Raw genomic sequence first — 18403 nt, forward strand, 5'->3', positions numbered from 1 at the left:
GTCGAGAAGTCGATGGGAATTTCTTCGCAACCCCCTCCGGCACCGTGCGTCTCTATAGGCAAAGGGAAAGCCAAGTGCGGGTCAGGGGAGAATTGAAATGCTCATGAAGACTGTCAAATTGGCCACCGTCGGAGCGGCGCTGGGTGCGGTCGCGCTGCTTTCCGCGTGCTCTGGACAGAATTCAGCCGCACCGGCGAGCAACCAGTCCGCTCCGGTGAACGTCGCGGCGAAGAGCCAGGTCCAGCAGCCGGAAGCGCCGGTGAAAAAGGGTGGCAGCGGTGGTGTCGGGGGCGGTTCGGAGGACGTTAATTGCAGTGAGCACGGCGGTACTGTCGGGCCGCGCAAGGTTTCTTTGATTGCCGATGCGACTAAGGCCGGTACGGTTGGCTGCACCGAAGCGTTCAACGTTATTACCGAATACTTCGACAATATCGACAAGGCCGTCGGGGTCAACTACATGATGACCGTCCAGGGCTGGCAGTGCCTGACCGACACCGGTGCGGAGGGCACGCACGAGGTCCGGTGCGAGAAGGACGGGCTCAAGATGCACACCACCCCGCCCAAGGACGAGAACACTCCGAGCCCGCAGGAGCAGGGCACGGGCTACAACGGCGCCCCGATCGACAACCCGGATCGGCAGGAGCAGGGCACCGGCTACCACGGTGTGCCGGTCGACCCGCCGGCCGCGCAGGACCAGGGCACTGGGTACCACGGCGCGCCGATCGACAACCCGGACCAGAACTAACTCAGCCCAGGCCACACCACGTGGCCGCGGTCGACGATGGGGGTGCCGTCGATCGCCAGGGTGCCGCCGCCACCGGGGGCGGTCGAGCGGAGATCCTTGACGATGTCCCAGTGCAGCGAGGATTGGTTCACCCCGCCGCATTCCGGATACGCCCGGCCCAGCGCGAGATGCACGGTGCCGAGGATCTTCTCGTCGATGAACAGGTCGCCGGTCCACTGCCGGACCGCGGAACTCACGCCGATGCCCAGTTCACCGACCCGGTGCGAACCTTCGTCGGTGTCGATGAGGGCGCGGGCGACGTCCGCGCCTCGGGTGGCCCGGACGTCCACGACCTGGCCCGCGGCGAATTCCAGTCGCAGATCTTCGAAGACCTGACCGGCGAAAATCGCGGTGCCGGCAAAAGTGATGTGGCCATCGACCTGGTTGTCTACCGGGGCGGTGGCCACTTCGCCGTCGGGGAGGTTCGCGTCTCCGGCGAAGAGGACGCCGCGGCGGCCGGCGATGCCCAGGGTCAGGTCGGTGTCGGCGGAGGTGATGGTGACTTCCGCACCGTCGGTGAGGGCGTCGGCGACGGGTTGCCAGAGTTTGCGGTTCGCGTCCCAGTCGTCCAGGGCACCGGCGAAGAACTCGTTGAGCAGGGTTTCCGCCGGGACGTTGATCCGGGCGGCCCAGTCCGGGGTCGGGATGCGTACCACTGCCCAGCGGGTGCCTTGCCAACGCAGGGTCGATACAACGCCTTTGGCGGTACGCAAGGCGGCCAGCCGTTGCGGCAAGTCCACAATGGACGAAGTGTCGGCTTCCGGCCACAGCATGGCGCGCAGCGAAACGTGCACAGTGGACCATTCCATCGCGGCGCGCTCGACCGGCGCGGGGGCGGCGAGCTGGTCCAGATCGTACGCGGCTAGTGCGTCGGCTTCGGCGAATTCGCTGGTGTAGACGGTTTGCACGGCCGCGCCGCGCTGGGTGACCGCCTGGATCAGCGCGTGCGCACCGGGCAATGCCGCGGCGTCGTTGACGAAAATGCTCACCCGCGAATCGGCCGTCACTTCCAGCCGGGTCGCGATGTGGTCGGCTAGCTGTGCCCAGCGCTGGTCGGTCATGACTCCCTCAGTTCGATCAGGCCGGCCAGGATCGGCCGGGTGGCCCGGTAGAACTCGTCGAACAGTTCGCGTTGCCGGGCGTACAGCGCGGTGTACTCGGTGCGGGGCACGAGCGTTGCGGTCGGGGTGACCCACTGGTCGAGGTCGCGCGGATTCAGCACCGCGCGGGCGGCGAGCATCGCGTCGCCGTAGGCCGCGCCGGGGCCGGACACGATTTCCTGTGGGTAGCCGCTGATGTCGGTGACCGCTTGGGCCCACACGCGGTTCTTCGTCCCGCCGCCGACCGCTCGGATGCGTTGTGGTGGAAGGCCTTCCGCGTCGAACGAACGCAGGGCAGCGGCGGCGCTGTGGGCGATCGATTCCACTACCGCCCTGGCCAGGTCGCCGCGGTTGTGGTCCAGGGACAGGCCGAGGAAAGCGCCGCGCGCGCCCGCGTCGTACAGCGGGGTTCGTTCGCCGCTCAGGTACGGCAGGGCCAGCAGGCCGCGTGCGCCAGGCGGGGATTTCGCGGCCAGGCCGGCGAGTTCGCCGAACACCTCGTCGCTGCCGCCCGCGTCGGGGGCCAGTAGGTCGGCGTACCAGCGGGTGAAGCTGCCGGCGGTCGCGGTTCCGGCGGCGAGCAGGTAGGTGTCGCGGAACAGGAACGGGGCGGGCCACAGGTCAGGCGAGTTGTGCGGTGCGTCGAGCACTTCGATGAGGAAATGCGACGAGCCGTACATCAGCATCATGTCGCGGTGCGAGGTCACGCCCGCGCTGAGTGCTTCGGCGGCCGCGTCGGGTGCGCCGACCAGCACCGGAGTGCCGGCGCGGAGACCGGTTTCGGCTGCTGCCGACGCGGTGATCTCCCCGGCGACGTCGGATGACCAGCCCAGTTCGGGCAGTTGCTCGATCCGCAGCGTGCCCGGGTTTCCGTCGAGGTTCCACGTGTGGGTGCGCTGGTCGTAGAACGGGTGGTAGTACGCGCCGGTGGCGTAGTCGATGATCCATCGGTCGGTGAGCCGTCCGGTGACGAACGTCTGGCAGGTCACGAATTTCGCGGCGCGGGCGAAGACGGCTGGCTCGTGCTGTTCGATCCAGTTGACCTTCGGACCCGCTGATTGCGACGTGAGCGCGGTACCGCTGCGCAGCACCTCGACCGGGCCCAGCGCGGCGTTGAGCTGGGCGATCTGCTCCTCGGCCCGCGCGTCGACGCCGTACAGGATCGCGCCGCGCAACGGGTTTCCGTCGGCGTCGATCGGCAGGACGCACGGGCCGATCCCGCTCACCGCGACCGCGGCAATGTCCATTGCGGACAGTCCGCTTTCGGTGAGCAGGGCAGCGGTGACCGCGACGAAGCCTTGCCACCACACGGTTTCCGGGTCGTGCTCCAGGAAGCCCGGCGCGGGTACGGTGACCCGGTGCGGCCGCCGGTGCTGCGCGACGATGTGCCCGTCCGCGCGTACCAGCACGCCTTTCGCCTCATAGGTGCCGATGTCCACCCCGAGCACGACAGTCATCGTTTTTCCTTACAGGGTCTTGCGGAAGTCGCGCACTGCACCGACGAGTTCGCGCACGCGGTCGACGCTCGCACGGTTCTCGAAGACGCCGTCCTCCTTGAAGTAGGTGCCCACGACCGCGCCGTCGGCGATGGCCAGCTGGTCCGCGGCGTTGTGCGCCTTCACGCCGGTGTTCACGAAAACCGGCACCGAACCGGCCGCGTCCTTGACGATTTTCAGCGACTGGGTGTCGGTCGGCGCGCCCGCGGTGAGGCCGGAAACGCAGATCCCGTCCGGCAGCGTCGCGAACACCGTGCTCGCGGTGATGGACGCGAGGCTCCGCTCGGCGAGGTACGCCGCCGATTCCGGCACGATGTTGAACAGCAGCTTCACGCCGTCCGCACCGATCCGGTGCCGGTGCCGGGCGACCTCGCCGATGTTGGTGTTCCACAGTCCGAAGTCGCTGGCGTAGACGCCGGTGAAAATTTCTCTCACCCACTGCGCGCCGGTGGCGACCGCGAGGTCGATCGAGGCGCGGCCGTCCCACAGCACGTTTACCCCGTAGGGCACGGAAATCTCGGGCAGCAGCTCGGTGATGACGCGGGCCATCGAGATCGCGGTGATCGGCTCGGTCTGGGTGAGGTACGGGAGGCTGAACTCGTTGGAGATCATCACGCCGTCGACGCCGCCGGTCTGCAGCGCGTCCAGTTCGGCCTTCGCGCGGTCCACGATCGCGGAGATGCCCGCTTTGCTGTCGTACCCGGGATCGCCCGGCAGCGCGGACAGGTGCAGCATCGCGATAATCGGTTTGGGCGCGGCGAAGACGTCGTCAAGCCAGGTGGTCATGCGAGAGTGCTCTTTCTTGTCGGTGCCGGAACGGCGATCCGCGCTGATCGCTGAGGTCAGGACTTGGCTTTCGGGCTGGCCACGGTGACCACCTCGATGCCGCTCTGCGCGGCGGCGGCGACCACCGGATGGTCCGGCTCCCCGTCGGTCACCAGGATTTCCGCCGCGTCGAGCGGGGCGATGTTGACCAGGTGGGAGCGGTCGAGCTTGGTGTGATCGGCTACCACGATCAGCCGGTCGGCGGCGGCGATCGCGGCGCGCTTCACGGCGCTTTCATCGCGGTGGTAATCGGTGAAACCGCGGGTGACGGCCACGCCGGCGACGCCCATGACGAACGTGTCGCAGTTGTACCGGGCGAACCATTCGACGGTGTCGGTGCCGATGAGGCTCAGCTCGCCGGGCCGGACCAGGCCGCCGGCGAGCAGCACCGTGGTGTCCGGTTCGCTGGCGAGTTCGACCGCGACCAGGACGCTCGGGGTCAGCACGGTGAGCCCGAGACCCGAGCCTTTGAGCGCCCTGGCGACCGCGAGCGCGGTGCTGCCGCTGTCGAGAATCACCGTTTCCCGTGCGCGCAGGCGGCCGACCACGGCTTCGGCGATGTGCTGTTTACCCGCGGCTTCGTGGTCCGCGCGGGACTCGAACGACGGTTCGGCGAACTTGCCGATCGCGATCGCGCCGCCGATCACCTTGCGCACCGAACCCGCGGCGGCGAGCACGTCGATGTCGCGGCGGATCGTCATCTCGGAGACGTCGAACTCGTCGGCGAGATCGGCGAACGTGATCTCGCCGTGAGCCACTACGCACTCGCGGATCAGTCGCTGCCGCTCGCTGACATCGCCCGCCATGGGACCTCTCTCCTCGCCGCTGTCGGGATGATGTTGTGACTTTATCACACAAATTCTCAAAAAGTTCAGGTCTTGTGTGATAGTTTCGCAAAAGCGTAGCCTCCACTGTGATCGCATCACAGACAGAGGAGTTGCTCATGAGGCTGGACGGCAAAGTCGCCGTGATCACCGGCGCCGCGAGCGGACAGGGCGCCGCGGCCGCGCGCCGGTTCGCCGAGGAGGGCGCGGCGGTCGCGCTGCTGGACTGGAACGCTGACCAGGGCAAAGCCGTGGCCGCCGAACTGACCGAGGCTGGCCGGCGCGCCGTCTTCCACCAGCTCGACATCTCCGACGAACCCGCGGTCGCGGAAACCATCGCCGCGGTGCGCACCGAGTTCGGCGCGATCGACGTGTTATTCAATAACGCCGGGATCGGCTACTCGTCCAACGACACCTACACCATGACGACGGTGCTGGACACGCCCCCGGCGCACTGGCGCAAGATCCTCGAGATCAACCTCGACGGCGCGGCCAACGTGACCAGGCACGTCCTGCCGATCATGATCGAGGGCGGCGGCGGTTCGGTCATCAACAACGCGTCGATCAACGGCATCGTCGGCATGCCCGGTGCGGACGCCTACACCGCGTCCAAGGGCGGGCTCGTCGCGCTGACCAGGGTGTGGGCGGTGGATTACGGCCGCAAAGGCGTGCGGGTCAACTGCATTTGCCCGGGTTCGATCCGCACTCCGATGATGGCCGACGCGATCAAGAGCGCCGAGGACGAGGAGCATTTCTCGAACAACCTGCTCGGCCGGATGGGCACCTCCGAGGAGATCGCCAACATCGCCCTGTTCTTCGCGTCCGACGAGTCGAGCTACCTGACCGGCGTCATCCTGCCGGCCGACGGTGGCTGGACCGCGCAGTAGACGCCCGCACAGAACGGCTATCTCCCATGGTCAACACCGTCCCCGAAGCGCCGCCGCGAGACCTGCTGTCCCGGATCGGGATCCCGAAGAAGATTTCCTGGGGTTTCGTCGGCATTTTCCTGTTCATGGTCGGCATCGGTCTCGAACTGAGCTGGCTGAGCCCGTACCTCGTGGATCGGGGCGTCGACGTCAGCGTTGTCGCCGCCGTGTTCTCCACTTACGGGGTCACGGTTTCGATCGCGTCCTGGCTGTCCGGGGTGTTCTTCGAGATCGTCGGCGCGAAACGCACCATGTTGATCGCGTTCCTGCTGTTCACTGCCGGTACCACGCTGTTCGTGCTGGTCGGCGTGCAGCAGCAAGCGGTGTGGGCGCTGTTCGCCGGTTACGCGATCAAGGGTTTCAGCTATCCGCTGTTCTCGTATTCGTTCCTGGTCTGGATCGCCTACCGCGCCGAACGCAACCGGATGAGCGCGGCGTACGGCTGGTTCTGGTTCGCCTTTTCCGGCGGAATGAGCGTGGTCGGCGCGTATGGTTCGGATCTGCTGATCAAAGCGATGGGCGAGATTCCGGTGCTGTGGTGCACCATCGTGTGGGCGGCGCTCGGCACGTTCGCGATCGTGGTGCTGAACCGGGATGACATCAAACCGGATCGAGCCGGGCATCGGTGGCGGGAACTGGCGTCGCTGTTCACCATCGTGCGCACGGAACCGCGGCTGTTGCTGGTGCTCGGGATTCGCATCGTGAACACGTTGCCGCAGTTCGGGTTGCCGGTTTTCGTCCCGCTTTACCTGCAGCAGTTTGGGTACAGCACGTCGGAATGGCTCAGCATCTGGGGGACGATCTGGCTGTCCAACATCGTGTTCAACCTGCTGTCCGGGCATCTCGGCGACCGGATGGGCTGGAAACGGACGATTGCCTACTTCGGCGGCTTCGGCGGTGCGGTGTCGGTGCTGGCGTTTTTCTATGCGCCGCAGGTGTTTGGGCATAATTACTGGGCGTTGCTGATCGTGGGATTGCTGCTCGGGATGTGCATCGCCGGGTACGTGCCGCTGGACGCGATCGTGGCGAACATCGTGAAGTCCAACAAGGGGGCGGCCTTGTCCATCCTCAACCTCGGGGCCGGACTGTCCACTTTGGCCGGTCCGTTGCTTGTGGCGTTGTTCGCGCATCTCATCGGGTATGTGGGGGTGGCGTGGATTATGGGGCTGCTCTATGTGGCGGTGGGGTGCACGGTTTGGTACGTGACGCCTCGGAAGGCGGTGGGATAGGCGGATCGGGCCAGGACAGCGCCGAGTCACAGCACCGAAGACAGCCCCTCCGTCAACACCCGATAAGCCGCCTCCGCCCGGGCAACCGCCTCCGGGTACGTCTCGTCAGCGCTTCGCCCAGACCGGATCTCCCGGGCGTTGTGAAACCCCAGGATCCGCTGCGCCCCGAAAATCTGCGCCGCCACCAGTCGCGCCGTGAACTCGTCCGCGACTCCGCACGATGACTGCAGCTCCTCGACCAGTTCCTGCTCCTTCTCCAACAGGTACGTCGCCAGCCGGGCCAGCAGCGCCGGTGTCGAGTACAGCAGGGTGTGGCTGGTGATCGCGTCTGGTGAGTCGTTCAGGCCGGTCAGCGGGTCGCGGTCGGCCAGCCGGGCCAGGAACGACCGTTCCAGCGCGGACAGCGGAGACTCTCCCTTCGCTCGGGCGCGGACGATTTCCGCTGGGCCGTTCTCGTCGGCGAACTGGTGGATGACCAGGTCTTCCTTGGTCGGGAAGTACGCGAACAGCGTCGGCTTCGAGACCTCTGCCTCGGCCGCGATGTCGGCTACCGAGACCCCGTCGAAGCCCGACTCCCGGAACAGGCGCAGCGCCGCCGAGGCGATCGCTTCCCTCGTGCGGCGGCGTTTGCGCTCGCGCAGTCCTGACACGGGCGTCAGCCTAGCCGGGAACCGAACCCGGATAAAAATTTGACTGAGTTGTATATTTAACCTAGTCAAGAAACAGGGGGCGGGAGTGGAACCAGAGATCCGGGCGGAGCGCGAGTATCTCCAGGCCTGTCACGCGGAACTGGAGCGCATGCGGGAGGAGATCAGCACCGCGATCGCGACGGGGATGGGCGAGGGCGACGCGTTCGACGACAAGTACTTCAATCACGTCCTCAGGCAGTTTCGCACCGAGATCGCCGAGGAGCTAGCGGATATCGACGACGCGCCGCTCTTCTTCGGCCGTCTCGACTATCCGCCGGGCGAGGTCTACGAAGCCGCGCGCGGGACGCATACCCGGCCGCCGGAGCATGACCTCGTTTACCTGGGGCGCCGAGGAATCCGGGACGACGACGGCGAACCTCTGGTGATCGATTGGCGGGCGCCGCTCGCGAGGGCGTTTTACGAGGCTGATCACGACCATCCGATGGGCGTGCGGGTCCGGCGCCGCTACGGCTTCGATCAGGCCGGGGTGCTCAGCGCGTACGAGGACGAACCGCTCGATCGGCCCGGTTCTTCGGCGAATCGGCTGCTCACGGCGGAGATCGAGCGGCCGCGGCAGGGGCCGATGCGGGACATCGTCGCCACCATTCAACCGGACCAGATGCGGCTGGTTCGCGCGCCGGTCGACCGGACGCTGTGCATTCAGGGGGCACCGGGCACCGGGAAGACCGCGGTCGGGCTGCATCGGCTGGCGTATCTGCTGTACACCGAGCGGGTCCGGCTGCAGAAGGCCGGCGGGGTCGCGGTGATCGGGCCGAACCGGTCGTTTCTCTCCTACATCGCGGGCGTGCTTCCGGCGCTCGGTGAGGTCGCGGTTTCCCAAGCCACGATTGACGAACTGACCGGCGCGGGGCTCCCGGCCGAGCGCGTCGACGATCCGCGAACCGCGCGGATCAAGGGCGACGTCCGGATGGCGGAGGTCGTCCGGCGGCATCTGTGGGCGCGGATCCGGCCGGTCGACCGGACGCTCGAGGTCAAGTACCAGCACCGGACCTGGCGGCTGTATCCGGAGGACATCGCCGAGGAACTCGCCGAAATCCTCAGCCGCGGCGCGGACTACAGCGCTGGTCGCGAACTGCTGGCCCAGCGGCTCGCACATCGGATTCTCCGGGAAATGGAACGGTCCGGCGGCACGAGCGCGACTCTGCACCAGCTCCGCCGCAACGCCGCGATCACCAAGGCGGTCCGCGACATGTGGCCGCCGGTCGAGCCAGCGCGGCTGATTTACGACCTGCTCACCGACAAGAACTGTCTCGCGGAGGCGGCGGACGGAATTCTGACTGCGGAGGAGCAGGAAGCTCTACTGCGTCCGCGGCCGCGCAGTCGTAAGGCGATGACCTGGTCAACGCTCGATCTGGCGTTGGTGGACGAGGTCGCGGCGCTGGTCGAGCGTCCGCCGAAGCTGGGGCACGTCGTGGTGGACGAGGCGCAGGATCTCAGTCCGATGCACTTGCGGGCGATCGCGCGCAGGCTGGCGGGGGCGTGCACGGTCCTCGGGGATGTCGCGCAGGCGACCAGTCCGTCCGCGGTCCGCGATTGGGGCGCGGTGCTGACTCATCTCGAACGATCCAACGGGCGGATCGAGGAACTCACGCACGGCTACCGCGTTCCGGCGGAGGTACTCGACTTCGCCGCTCGGCTGCTCCCGCACATCGCGCCTGACCTGCGTAGTCCCACGTCATTCCGGCATTCCGCGGATGCCTTGCACCGCACCGAAACCGCTCCGGGAGAGACGGTCGCCGCCGCGGTTACGGCCTGCGCGACCGCGCTCAAGGAGGAGGGGTCGATCGGGTTGCTGGCGGCGGACGACGACATCCCGGAGCTGCACCGAGCCCTCACCGAACACGGGCTCGACCACGTGGTGCTGGGCACCGACGGAACGGCCCGGATCACGCTGGCACCGGTGAGTTTGGCGAAGGGCCTGGAGTACGACACCGTCCTGGTGGTCGAGCCGGCGCGGATTGTGGCGGCGGAAGAGCGTGGGCTGCAACGGTTGTACGTCGCGCTCACCCGCGCGGTCAGCACGTTGCACGTCCTGCACGCGGATCCGCTGCCGGAGCCGTTGCTGCCTCAGACCGCGACGGTCTGACGCCGCGTCGCGTAGCACTGCCAGCCGAGGAAACCCAGCGCCAGCAGCAAATAACTGTTGCCGATCACGTGCTCGACGGGTCCCCAGGTCAGCTCCAGGTACCCGTTCTTCGGCAGCCACGAGTGCGGCGCGATTACGAAGATCGCGGCCACGGCGGCCAACCCGGCGACCGCGATCCGGGTGTGCGCCCGGGCGGCGAACAGCACGAGCGCGGGCACGATCCACACCCAGTGGTGCGACCAGGAAATCGGCGAACACACCAGCACCGCCGCGGTGTTGAGCAGAAACGCCATCGGCGGGTCGGCGCGCAACATCGCGGGCACAGTTAGCGCCAGCGCGGCCAAGGTCAGCACCGCGACCAGGATCAGCGTCGGCGTGTCCGGAATCCCGAATCGGTGCACCGCGCCCTGGATGGTCTGGTTCGTCGCGAAGATCGACCCGCTCATCCCGGACGCGCCGGTCAGCCCCCCGCCGAACCAGTACTTCATCGACGCTTCCGGTGCGATCACGAACCCGGCCGCACCGGCGAGCACGAAGGTGACCACCGTGGTCACCGCCGCGCGGAAGTCCTTTTTCAGTAGGAAGAACAGCAGGAATCCGGCCGGGGTGATCTTCATGGCGGCGGCGAGGCCGAGCAGGACCCCGCGCGGCAGGCGCGTCCGGGGGCCGAGGCAGTCGATCACCACGAGCGCCATCAGCAGCAGGTTGATCTGCCCGAACCACAACGTTTCCCGGACCGGTTCGAAGGCCAGCGAACCGGCGCCGACCAGCAGTGCGGCCAGCAAGGCGGTCCGTCGCTGAGCGCGCGGCCGGACCACGACGTAGACCGTTCCGCAGAGCGCGGTCAGCGAGATGGCGAGCATCAGCATCGCGCCCAGCGGCAACGGCAGCGCGGCGAAGATCAGGAACACGACGGCCGCGAACGGCGGGTAGATGAAGGGCAGGATCAGCCCGGCGCGAGTCGGCGGGAGCGGGCCGTAGACGTCCTCGCCCTGGGCCAGCGCCCGCGCGCCGGACCGGTAGATCTCCAGGTCGAGCGGCCACATCGTGCAGACGAGCCACAGAATGGTCGCTGCCACCGCCACCGCGGCGATGACCAGCGCGAACACCGTCCGCCGACGGGTGCCGGCGTCGTCTAGCCACCGGCGCAGCACGAGAGCGGGGGCCGGATGGAAGTCACTCCGCGATCATGCCGGGGGAGTCACCCGTTCGCGCAGTGGGGGCGGGACCAGGCGACTTCGTCGACCGCGAGCCACGGCGCGTTCGCGGCGGCCGCGGGCGTGATTCCGGCGAAGGCTTTGACCTCGTGGTGCAGGTGCGCCTGGTCGGCATACCCGCTCTCCGCGGCCACCGAAGCCGGGCTCTCACCAGCCGCGAGCCGATGCACCGCGTGGTCGAACCGGACCAGTTGCGCCGCGCGTTTCGGGCTGAGCCCGAGCTGGCCGCGGAACCGGGACCACAGCCGCTTCCGGCTCCAGCCGGTCTCGTCGGCCAGCTGGTCGATCCGCACCTGACCGCGGCGCGCGTCCATCCGTCGCCAAGCGAAGGCGACTTCCGGATCGACCGTGCGCCCGGCCTCGTACTGCTTGCCCAGCGTGGCTTCTACCAGCGCGAACCGGTCGTTCCATGAGCTGAGCGCGCGCAGCCGGTCAGACAGCCCGGTAGGCCAGACGTCCTCGAGCGGGACGATCTCGCCGGTCAGATCCGTCCCGAGCACCGCGTGCGCGACCTCGGGCGAGAGCCGGATCTGCACGCATTCGACGTCTTGTCCGCGCACGCGCATCCCCTGCGGCGCGAGCCCGGCGACGACGCTGCCGCGCGCCACGCCGTTGACGAGCAGCCGCTCGCGGAGATTGACGAACAGCGTGACCGCCGGGTACGGGACGACCGTCAGGTCGATCTGATCAATGGTGTCGCCAACGAATCCGGCCATCTGCACGCCCGGCAGCCGGATCGGCCGGGACGGCACGGCGATGCCCCACACCGCTGCCCCGTCGCGAGCCCACTCGGCTGGTCGCATGCCGCCAGCGTAGCCAAATCCGGCGGCGCGACATTTCTTCAATACCGGCGACCCCCGTCCCGACCAGGCTGAACGGGTACCGGAAAGGGGATCCGTGATGATCAATTCCGCAGGAGAACTCGCCGCCGCGATCCGCGCGAAGGAGGTGAGCCCGGTCGAGGTCGCCGACTGCTACCTCGACCGCATCGCCGCGCTGGACCCGAAGTTCAACGCCTTCTGCTTCCGCGCCGACGACGAGGTCCGCGCGGCCGCGAGAGCCGCCGAGGACGCCGTGGTGCGGTGTGCGCCGGAGGAGCTGCCGCCGTTCCACGGGGTTCCGCTGCCGATCAAGGACCTCGTCAACGTCGGAGGCTGGCCGACCACGTACGGCTCGCTGGCCACCGACCGCGCTCCGCAGCCGAAGTCGGACCCGATCGTGCGGCGGTTCACCGACGCGGGCTTCCTCCCGCTCGGCAAGACCACGACCTCGGAGTTCGGCGCGGTGCCTTTCACCGAAAGCGAGGCGCAGGGCATCTCGCGCAATCCGTGGGACCCGGATCGCACGCCCGGCGGTTCGTCGAGCGGCGCGGGGATCGCCGTCATCGCCGGAATGGCTCCGGTCGCGCACGCGGAGGACGGCGGCGGATCGATCCGGATCCCGGCGTCGTGCACCGGGCTCGTCGGGCTGAAGCCGACCCGCGGCCTGGTCACGAACGCCGTGGTGGAGGTCGAAGGCTTCGCGACCAGCGGCGTCGTCAGCCGGACTCTGGCCGACACCGCCGCGGTACTGGACGTTCTCACGAAGCACGACCCGGGCGCGTGGTGGTCGCAGCCGACGCCTACGCGGCCGCTCGCCGAAGCACTGGACACAAAACCACCGGCTGGCCTGCGGATCGGCGTGCTCACGACCTCGCTGATCGACGGGATCGAAGTCGACCCGGCTTGTCTGACCGCGGTCGACAAAACCCTTCGCGCGCTGGAAGAAGCCGGACACCAGATCGTCGACAAACCGCTGCCGATGCCGACGTCGGAGGAACTGATCTCGACGTTCATAAAGGTCTGGAACGTCGCCAGCGCCGGCGTCCCGGTGGTCGACCCGGACCGCATCGAACCGCACAACCGGGCACAGCGCGAAGCCGCGAGGAACGTCGATTCCTGGACTTACGCGCAGAGCGTGCACCAGACCCAGGTCCTGTCCCGCCGCATTGTCGAAGCCTTCACCGACACCTTCGACCTGCTGGTCACGCCGACCATGGCGTGCCTCCCGCCGAAGGTCGGCGCGTGGCGGGCCAGCGGAAACCCGGTGACCGCCGCGTACCCGATGGGCGTCTTCACGTCGCTGTTCAACGTGACCGGCCAGCCGGCGATCTCCCTCCCGCTGCACCACGACCAGGCCAGCGGCTTGCCGGTCGGCGTCCAGCTGGTGGCCGCGCCGTGGCGGGAAGACCTGCTGCTGCAGATCTCCCGCACCCTGGAACAGGCACACCCCTGGACAGACCGGCGGCCGCCCCTGGACTAGCCGACGTAGGCGGCCAGGTGCTTCCCGGTGAGCGTCCGCTTCTTCTTCACCAGCTCGGCGGGCGTCCCCTCGAAGACCACCTGGCCGCCGTCGTGGCCGGCCCCTGGCCCGAGGTCGATGATCCAGTCGGCGTGCGCCATCACGGCCTGGTGGTGCTCGATGACGATCACCGACTTGCCCGATTCGACCAGGTGGTCCAGCAGCCCGAGCAGCTGTTCCACGTCGGCGAGGTGCAGGCCGGTGGTCGGCTCGTCGAGGATGTACACGCCGCCGCCTCCGCCCATGTGCGTCGCCAGCTTCAGCCGCTGCCGCTCGCCGCCGGACAGCGTGGTCAGCGGCTGGCCGAGGGTCAGGTAGCCGAGCCCGACCTGTTCCATCCGCTCGAGAATCCGGTGCGCGGCCGGGGTTTTCGCGTCGCCTTCGGCGAAGAAGGCGGTGGCCTGTGCGACCGACATCGCGAGCACCTCGCTGATGTCGCGTCCGCCGAAGCGGTACTCCAGCACCGAGGTGTCGAACCGCTTGCCCTCGCAGACCTCGCAGGTGGTGGCCACCCCGGCCATCATCCCGAGGTCGGTGTAGATGACGCCGTTGCCGTTGCAGTTCGGGCACGCGCCCTCGGAGTTGGCGCTGAACAGCGCGGGCTTCACGTTGTTGGCCTTGGCGAAGGCCTTGCGGATCGGTTCGAGCAGCCCGGTGTAGGTCGCCGGGTTGCTCCGCCGCGAACCGCGAATCGGGGTCTGGTCCACCGACACGACATCGTCGGACTCCCGGATCGACCCGTGGATCAGCGAGCTTTTGCCCGATCCGGCGACGCCGGTGATCACGCACAGCACGCCGAGCGGGATGTCGACGTCCACGTCCTGCAGGTTGTGCGTGTTCGCGCCGCGGATTTCCAGCACGCCCGTGCGCTCCCGCACCGACGGTTTGAGCGCGGTGCGGTCGTCCAGATGCTTGCCGGTCAACGTCTTGCTCGCGCGCAGACCGTCCACAGTGCCCTCGAAACACACCGTGCCGCCGTTCGTGCCCGCGCCCGGCCCGAGGTCGACCACGTGGTCGGCGATCGCGATCGCCTCCGGCTTGTGCTCCACCACGAGCACGGTGTTTCCCTTGTCCCGCAACCGGAGCAGCAGGTCGTTCATCCGCTGGATGTCGTGCGGGTGCAGGCCGATGGTCGGCTCGTCGAAGACATATGTGACGTCGGTGAGCGACGATCCGAGATGCCGGACCATCTTCACCCGCTGCGCCTCGCCGCCGGAAAGCGTGCCGGCGGGCCGGTCGAGCGACAGGTAGCCGAGCCCGATCTCCACGAACGATTCGAGCGTCTCGTGCAGCGACTTGAGCAACGGCGCGACCGACGGATCGGACAGCTTCCCGACCCATTCGGCGAGGTCGCTGATCTGCATCGCGCACACGTCGGCGATGCTCATCCCGTCGATCTTGGACGACCGGGCCAGCTCGCTCAGCCGCGTCCCGTCGCACTCCGGGCAGGTCGCGAAGGTGACCGCCCGGTCCACGAACGCGCGGATGTGCGGCTGCATCGCCTCGACGTCCTTGGACAGATACGACTTCTGGATCCTCGGCACCAGACCCTCGTAGGTCATGTTGATGCCTTCGACCTTCATCCGCGTGGGTTCCTTGTACAGGAAGTCCTGCAGTTCGCGCTTCGTGTACTTGCGGATCGGCTTGTCCGGGTCGATCAGGCCGGACCCGGTGTAGAGCCGGTAATTCCAGCCGCCCGGGGTGTAGCCGGGGATGGTCAGCGCGCCCTCGGCGAGCGACTTCGAATCGTCGTACAGCTGGGTAAGGTCGATGTCGTTGATCGAACCGCGGCCCTCGCAGCGCGGGCACATGCCGCCGGTGACGCTGAAACTGCGCCGTTCCTTCATCTCCTTCCCCGCGCGCCGCACGGTGACCGCGCCCGCGCCGCTGATCGAGGCGACGTTGAACGAGAACGCCTGCGACGACCCGATGTGCGGCGTCCCGAGCCTGCTGAACAGGATCCGCAGCATCGCGTTGGCGTCGGTGGCGGTGCCGACCGTCGAACGCGGATCGGCTCCCATCCGCTGCTGGTCGACGATGATCGCGGTGGTCAGCCCGTCGAGCACGTCGACCTCGGGCCGGGCCAGCGTCGGCATGAAGCCCTGTACGAAACTGCTGTAGGTCTCGTTGATCAGCCGCTGCGATTCGGCCGCGATCGTGCTGAACACCAGCGAGCTTTTGCCTGAACCGGACACCCCGGTGAACACCGTCAGCCGGCGCTTCGGGAGTTCGACGCTCACGTCCTTGAGGTTGTTCACCCGAGCGCCTTGGACGCGGATCAGGTCGTGGCTGTCCGCGGCGTGCTCCGGCGCGGGTTTCCCCTTGGCCTTGGTCATCGTCTCTCCCTGTTTCTTTCCCCGGGGGTCCGGTCTCTTCAGTTCGCTTGCTGGATGCGGATCAGGTTGCCCGCCGGGTCGCGGAACGAGCAGTCCCGGACGCCGTAGGGCTGGTCGGTCGGTTCCTGCACGACCTCGGCGTCGCTCGCCTGCAACCGGTTGAAGGTCGCGTCGACGTCCTTGGTGGCCAGGTTCAGCGCGGCGTAGGTGCCCTTGGCCATCATTTCGGTGATCATCCGGCGTTCGTCGTCGGTGAGGCCGGGGAACGCGGCGACCGGCTGCAGCACGACGGAAGTGTCCGGCTGTCCGGGCGGTCCGACGGTAATCCAGGCCATGTCCCCGTACTTGACGTTGTTGCGCACCTCGAAGCCGAGGACGTCGCGGTAGAAGGTCAGCGTCGCTTCCGGATCGGTGTGCGGGAGGAAGCTCGCGTGAATCGTCATGTCCATGCCGGTCACACTATGTGCGCGCCGAGCGGGGTGCTTCTCGATTCCTGATCGGTCGGGTGACCTGTTTCGCGACGCACGGCGCCATGCCCTCGGTCGCTCCGGTCTCCTCCTGGCGGTAAACGCTTGGCGGCTTCCCGACCAGCTCAGTGAAGCGTGTGCTGAAGGTGCCCAGCGACGAGAACCCGACCTCGAAACACACCTCGGTGACGCTCAGATCGCCCCTGCGCAGCAACGCCATCGCGCGTTCGATGCGACGGGTCATCAAGTACGAGTACGGCGACTCTCCGTAAGCGGCGCGGAACTGCCGGCTGAGGTGCCCGGCGGAGATGTTGACGCTTCGCGCGAGCGCCTCGACGTCCAGGGGCCGGGCGTACTCGCGGTCGATCCGGTCGCGCACCCGGCGCAACCGTGCGAGATCGGCCAATCGCTGCGCGTCGTCCGGTTTGCTGGTCACTCCCGAATCGTGCCACGGCGATCGCTTTCGCCCCAGTAATCCGCTCTTTCGGGCCGGTGGCCGATTCGTTCAAGACCGCCGCGCCGCGTCCGTGCGACGGTGTCGAGGTGACTGTGAAACTGGAGGCCGTCGCCCCGTTCCTCGCCGGGCACGGCAGGTTGCTGGACCAGCGGCGGTTCGAGCTGCTGGAAGGAAACGGGCGGGCCGAGGAGGTGCTCGCGGCGGTCGCGGCCTACCGGAATCCGGACGGCGGTTACGGCTGGGGCCTGGAACCGGACCTGCGCGCGCCGGAAAGCCAGCCGGGCGGCGCGCTGCACGCGTTCGAGATGTTCGCCGACGTCGCGCCGGTGACCACGCCGCACGCGGCGCAGCTGTGCGACTGGCTGGAGTCGGTGTCGTTCCCGGACGGCGGGCTGCCGTTCGCGTTCCCGGTCGCCGACCCGACGGCGTGCGCTCCCTTTTGGACCGGCGCGGACCCGACGGTGTTCTCCTTGCAGAGCACCGCGTTCACCACGTCGGCGGCGTGGCGGGTCGCCGAACACGACCCGGCGGTCGCGGCGCATCCGTGGCTCGCGCGGGCGACCGAGACGTGCCTGCGGGCGATCCGGGACCTCGAGGAGATGCCGCACGCGATCGAGTTGAGCTTCGCGATCCACCTGCTCGACGCCGTCCACGACCGGTATCCGGAAGCCGGCGAACTGCTGACGAAACTGGGGAAGTTCCTGCCGGACAGCGGGATCGTCCCGGTCCAGGGTGGTTCCGAGGGCGAGGTGCTGCGTCCGCTGACCTTCAGCCCGCTGCCCGGTCCGTCGCGGCGGCTGTTCACCGCGGAAGCGATCGAAGCGGATCTGGCCCGGCTGGAGGAGGGGCAGCAGCCCGACGGCGGCTGGACGGTCGACTTCGCCAGCTTCTCCCCGGCGGCCGCCCTGGAATGGCGCGGCTACGCCACCGTCGGCGCGATCTCCGTGCTGCGCGCCAACTCCCGGCTCTAGGGCCAGAGGCGCTCGCGGACCCAGCCCGCGGGCTCGCGGCGATAGCGGACCCGGATGTGCTGCCGGTCGTGCGAAGCCTGCCAGAACTCCACCGACTCCGGCTGGATCAGGTAGCGCGTCCACGTTTCCGGTGCCACGTCCGGGTTTTCCGCCACCCAGTCCGCGGCCGCCGCCGCGGCTTCGGTCAGCTTCGCCGGATCGGGCAGCACCTCCGACTGATGCCCGACGTACGCCTCGGCGCGCGACGCGGGCGGCCGGGCGAGAAAGTCGGCGGCGGACACCTCGGGCGCGGCCGGGACCACCAGACCGCGCACGCGCACCTGCCGTCCGCGACCGGGCCAGAAGAACGTCAACGCCGCTCGCGGGTTCGCCGTCAGCTGCTGGCCCTTCGGGCTTTCCGAACTGGTCGCGACCGCCCAGCCGTCGTCGTCGACGTTCTTCAGGATCACCACGCGGGCATCCGGCGCGCCGTCAGCGTCCACTGTGGACAAGGTGACCGCGTGCGGGGCCAGCACGTGCTCGCCGGCCTCGGTCAGCCAGGCGAGGAACAGCTCCTCGGGCGTTTCCGGGGTGTGGTCCGGATCGAAGTCCGGGAGCTGTTCGGGAAACGACTGCCAGCCGCGCAACGAAACCAT

General features: G+C 68.1%; 17 protein-coding genes. 6 read left to right on the forward strand and 11 right to left on the reverse strand.

All coding sequences use genetic code 11. The features are described from left to right. Window positions 1-97: 97 nt before the first annotated feature. A complete protein-coding gene (locus tag RPX00_RS13455) occupies window positions 98-745 on the forward strand; it encodes a hypothetical protein (protein ID WP_406639856.1) in 648 nt (215 codons plus the stop codon). Here the strand turns inward: RPX00_RS13455 and RPX00_RS13460 are convergent. Genes RPX00_RS13460 through RPX00_RS13475 form a run of 4 tightly spaced genes read right to left on the reverse strand, consistent with a single transcriptional unit; the run spans window position 742 to window position 5011 of the window. Next, window positions 742-1845 carry an aminopeptidase gene (locus tag RPX00_RS13460; protein WP_406639857.1) on the reverse strand — a complete coding sequence of 368 codons (1104 nt, stop codon included), beginning with the start codon at window positions 1843-1845 and terminating at the stop codon, window positions 742-744. The genes RPX00_RS13455 and RPX00_RS13460 overlap by 4 nt on opposite strands. After that, window positions 1842-3341 (reverse strand): FGGY-family carbohydrate kinase, encoded by a 1500-nt coding sequence (locus RPX00_RS13465; protein ID WP_406639858.1) that lies wholly within the window; start codon window positions 3339-3341, stop codon window positions 1842-1844. The genes RPX00_RS13460 and RPX00_RS13465 overlap by 4 nt, the downstream gene beginning before the upstream one ends. A 9-nt stretch (window positions 3342-3350) precedes the next feature. Beyond that, on the reverse strand, window positions 3351-4166 hold the full coding sequence (locus tag RPX00_RS13470) for a BtpA/SgcQ family protein (RefSeq protein WP_406639859.1): 816 nt from the start codon (window positions 4164-4166) through the stop codon (window positions 3351-3353). Window positions 4167-4222: 56 nt separating this feature from the next. Then, entirely contained in the window at window positions 4223-5011 is a 789-nt protein-coding gene (locus RPX00_RS13475) for a DeoR/GlpR family DNA-binding transcription regulator (protein WP_406639860.1), read from the reverse strand. A gap of 137 nt (window positions 5012-5148) precedes the next feature. Between RPX00_RS13475 and RPX00_RS13480 the strand changes: the two genes are divergently transcribed. Both RPX00_RS13480 and RPX00_RS13485 read left to right on the forward strand, forming a co-directional pair. Then, a complete protein-coding gene (locus RPX00_RS13480; protein WP_406639861.1) occupies window positions 5149-5916 on the forward strand; it encodes an SDR family NAD(P)-dependent oxidoreductase in 768 nt (255 codons plus the stop codon). 26 nt (window positions 5917-5942) lie between these two features. Then, on the forward strand, window positions 5943-7184 hold the full coding sequence (locus RPX00_RS13485) for an MFS transporter (RefSeq protein ID WP_406639862.1): 1242 nt from the start codon (window positions 5943-5945) through the stop codon (window positions 7182-7184). A gap of 26 nt (window positions 7185-7210) precedes the next feature. Here the strand turns inward: RPX00_RS13485 and RPX00_RS13490 are convergent, their stop codons facing one another. Then, window positions 7211-7834: a TetR/AcrR family transcriptional regulator gene (locus RPX00_RS13490; RefSeq protein ID WP_406639863.1), complete on the reverse strand. Its 624-nt coding sequence runs from the start codon at window positions 7832-7834 to the stop codon at window positions 7211-7213. Between the two features lie 85 nt (window positions 7835-7919). Between RPX00_RS13490 and RPX00_RS13495 the strand changes: the two genes are divergently transcribed. Continuing rightward, on the forward strand, window positions 7920-9980 hold the full coding sequence (locus RPX00_RS13495; RefSeq protein ID WP_406639864.1) for a HelD family protein: 2061 nt from the start codon (window positions 7920-7922) through the stop codon (window positions 9978-9980). Here the strand turns inward: RPX00_RS13495 and RPX00_RS13500 are convergent. Continuing rightward, window positions 9962-11134 (reverse strand): glycosyltransferase 87 family protein, encoded by a 1173-nt coding sequence (locus tag RPX00_RS13500; RefSeq protein WP_406639865.1) that lies wholly within the window; start codon window positions 11132-11134, stop codon window positions 9962-9964. The two genes, RPX00_RS13495 and RPX00_RS13500, sit on opposite strands and share 19 nt — an antisense overlap. A 47-nt stretch (window positions 11135-11181) precedes the next feature. Continuing rightward, on the reverse strand, window positions 11182-12000 hold the full coding sequence (locus RPX00_RS13505) for a helix-turn-helix domain-containing protein (protein ID WP_406639866.1): 819 nt from the start codon (window positions 11998-12000) through the stop codon (window positions 11182-11184). 97 nt (window positions 12001-12097) lie between these two features. Here RPX00_RS13505 and RPX00_RS13510 point away from each other — a divergent pair, with 97 nt between their 5' ends. Beyond that, window positions 12098-13498 (forward strand): amidase, encoded by a 1401-nt coding sequence (locus RPX00_RS13510; RefSeq protein ID WP_406639867.1) that lies wholly within the window; start codon window positions 12098-12100, stop codon window positions 13496-13498. Here the strand turns inward: RPX00_RS13510 and RPX00_RS13515 are convergent. Genes RPX00_RS13515 through RPX00_RS13525 form a run of 3 tightly spaced genes read right to left on the reverse strand, consistent with a single transcriptional unit; the run spans window position 13495 to window position 16776 of the window. After that, on the reverse strand, window positions 13495-15873 hold the full coding sequence (locus RPX00_RS13515) for an ATP-binding cassette domain-containing protein (protein ID WP_406639868.1): 2379 nt from the start codon (window positions 15871-15873) through the stop codon (window positions 13495-13497). The genes RPX00_RS13510 and RPX00_RS13515 overlap by 4 nt on opposite strands. Window positions 15874-15911: 38 nt before the next feature. After that, the gene (locus tag RPX00_RS13520) at window positions 15912-16322 is read right to left on the reverse strand and encodes a VOC family protein (protein WP_406639869.1); all 411 of its coding nucleotides are present in this window, start codon (window positions 16320-16322) and stop codon (window positions 15912-15914) included. A gap of 10 nt (window positions 16323-16332) precedes the next feature. Then, window positions 16333-16776: a helix-turn-helix transcriptional regulator gene (locus RPX00_RS13525; protein ID WP_406639870.1), complete on the reverse strand. Its 444-nt coding sequence runs from the start codon at window positions 16774-16776 to the stop codon at window positions 16333-16335. Between the two features lie 107 nt (window positions 16777-16883). On the opposite strand from RPX00_RS13525, the gene RPX00_RS13530 reads away from it, so the two are divergent. Further along, window positions 16884-17768, forward strand: coding sequence for a hypothetical protein (locus tag RPX00_RS13530; protein ID WP_406639871.1), 885 nt, complete (start codon window positions 16884-16886; stop codon window positions 17766-17768). On the opposite strand, the gene RPX00_RS13535 is transcribed toward RPX00_RS13530, so the two are convergent. Next, the gene (locus tag RPX00_RS13535) at window positions 17765-18403 is read right to left on the reverse strand and encodes a pyridoxal 5'-phosphate synthase (RefSeq protein WP_406639872.1); all 639 of its coding nucleotides are present in this window, start codon (window positions 18401-18403) and stop codon (window positions 17765-17767) included. The genes RPX00_RS13530 and RPX00_RS13535 overlap by 4 nt on opposite strands.

The organism is Amycolatopsis sp. WGS_07 (assembly GCF_045278895.1).
Lineage (GTDB): Bacteria > Actinomycetota > Actinomycetes > Mycobacteriales > Pseudonocardiaceae > Amycolatopsis.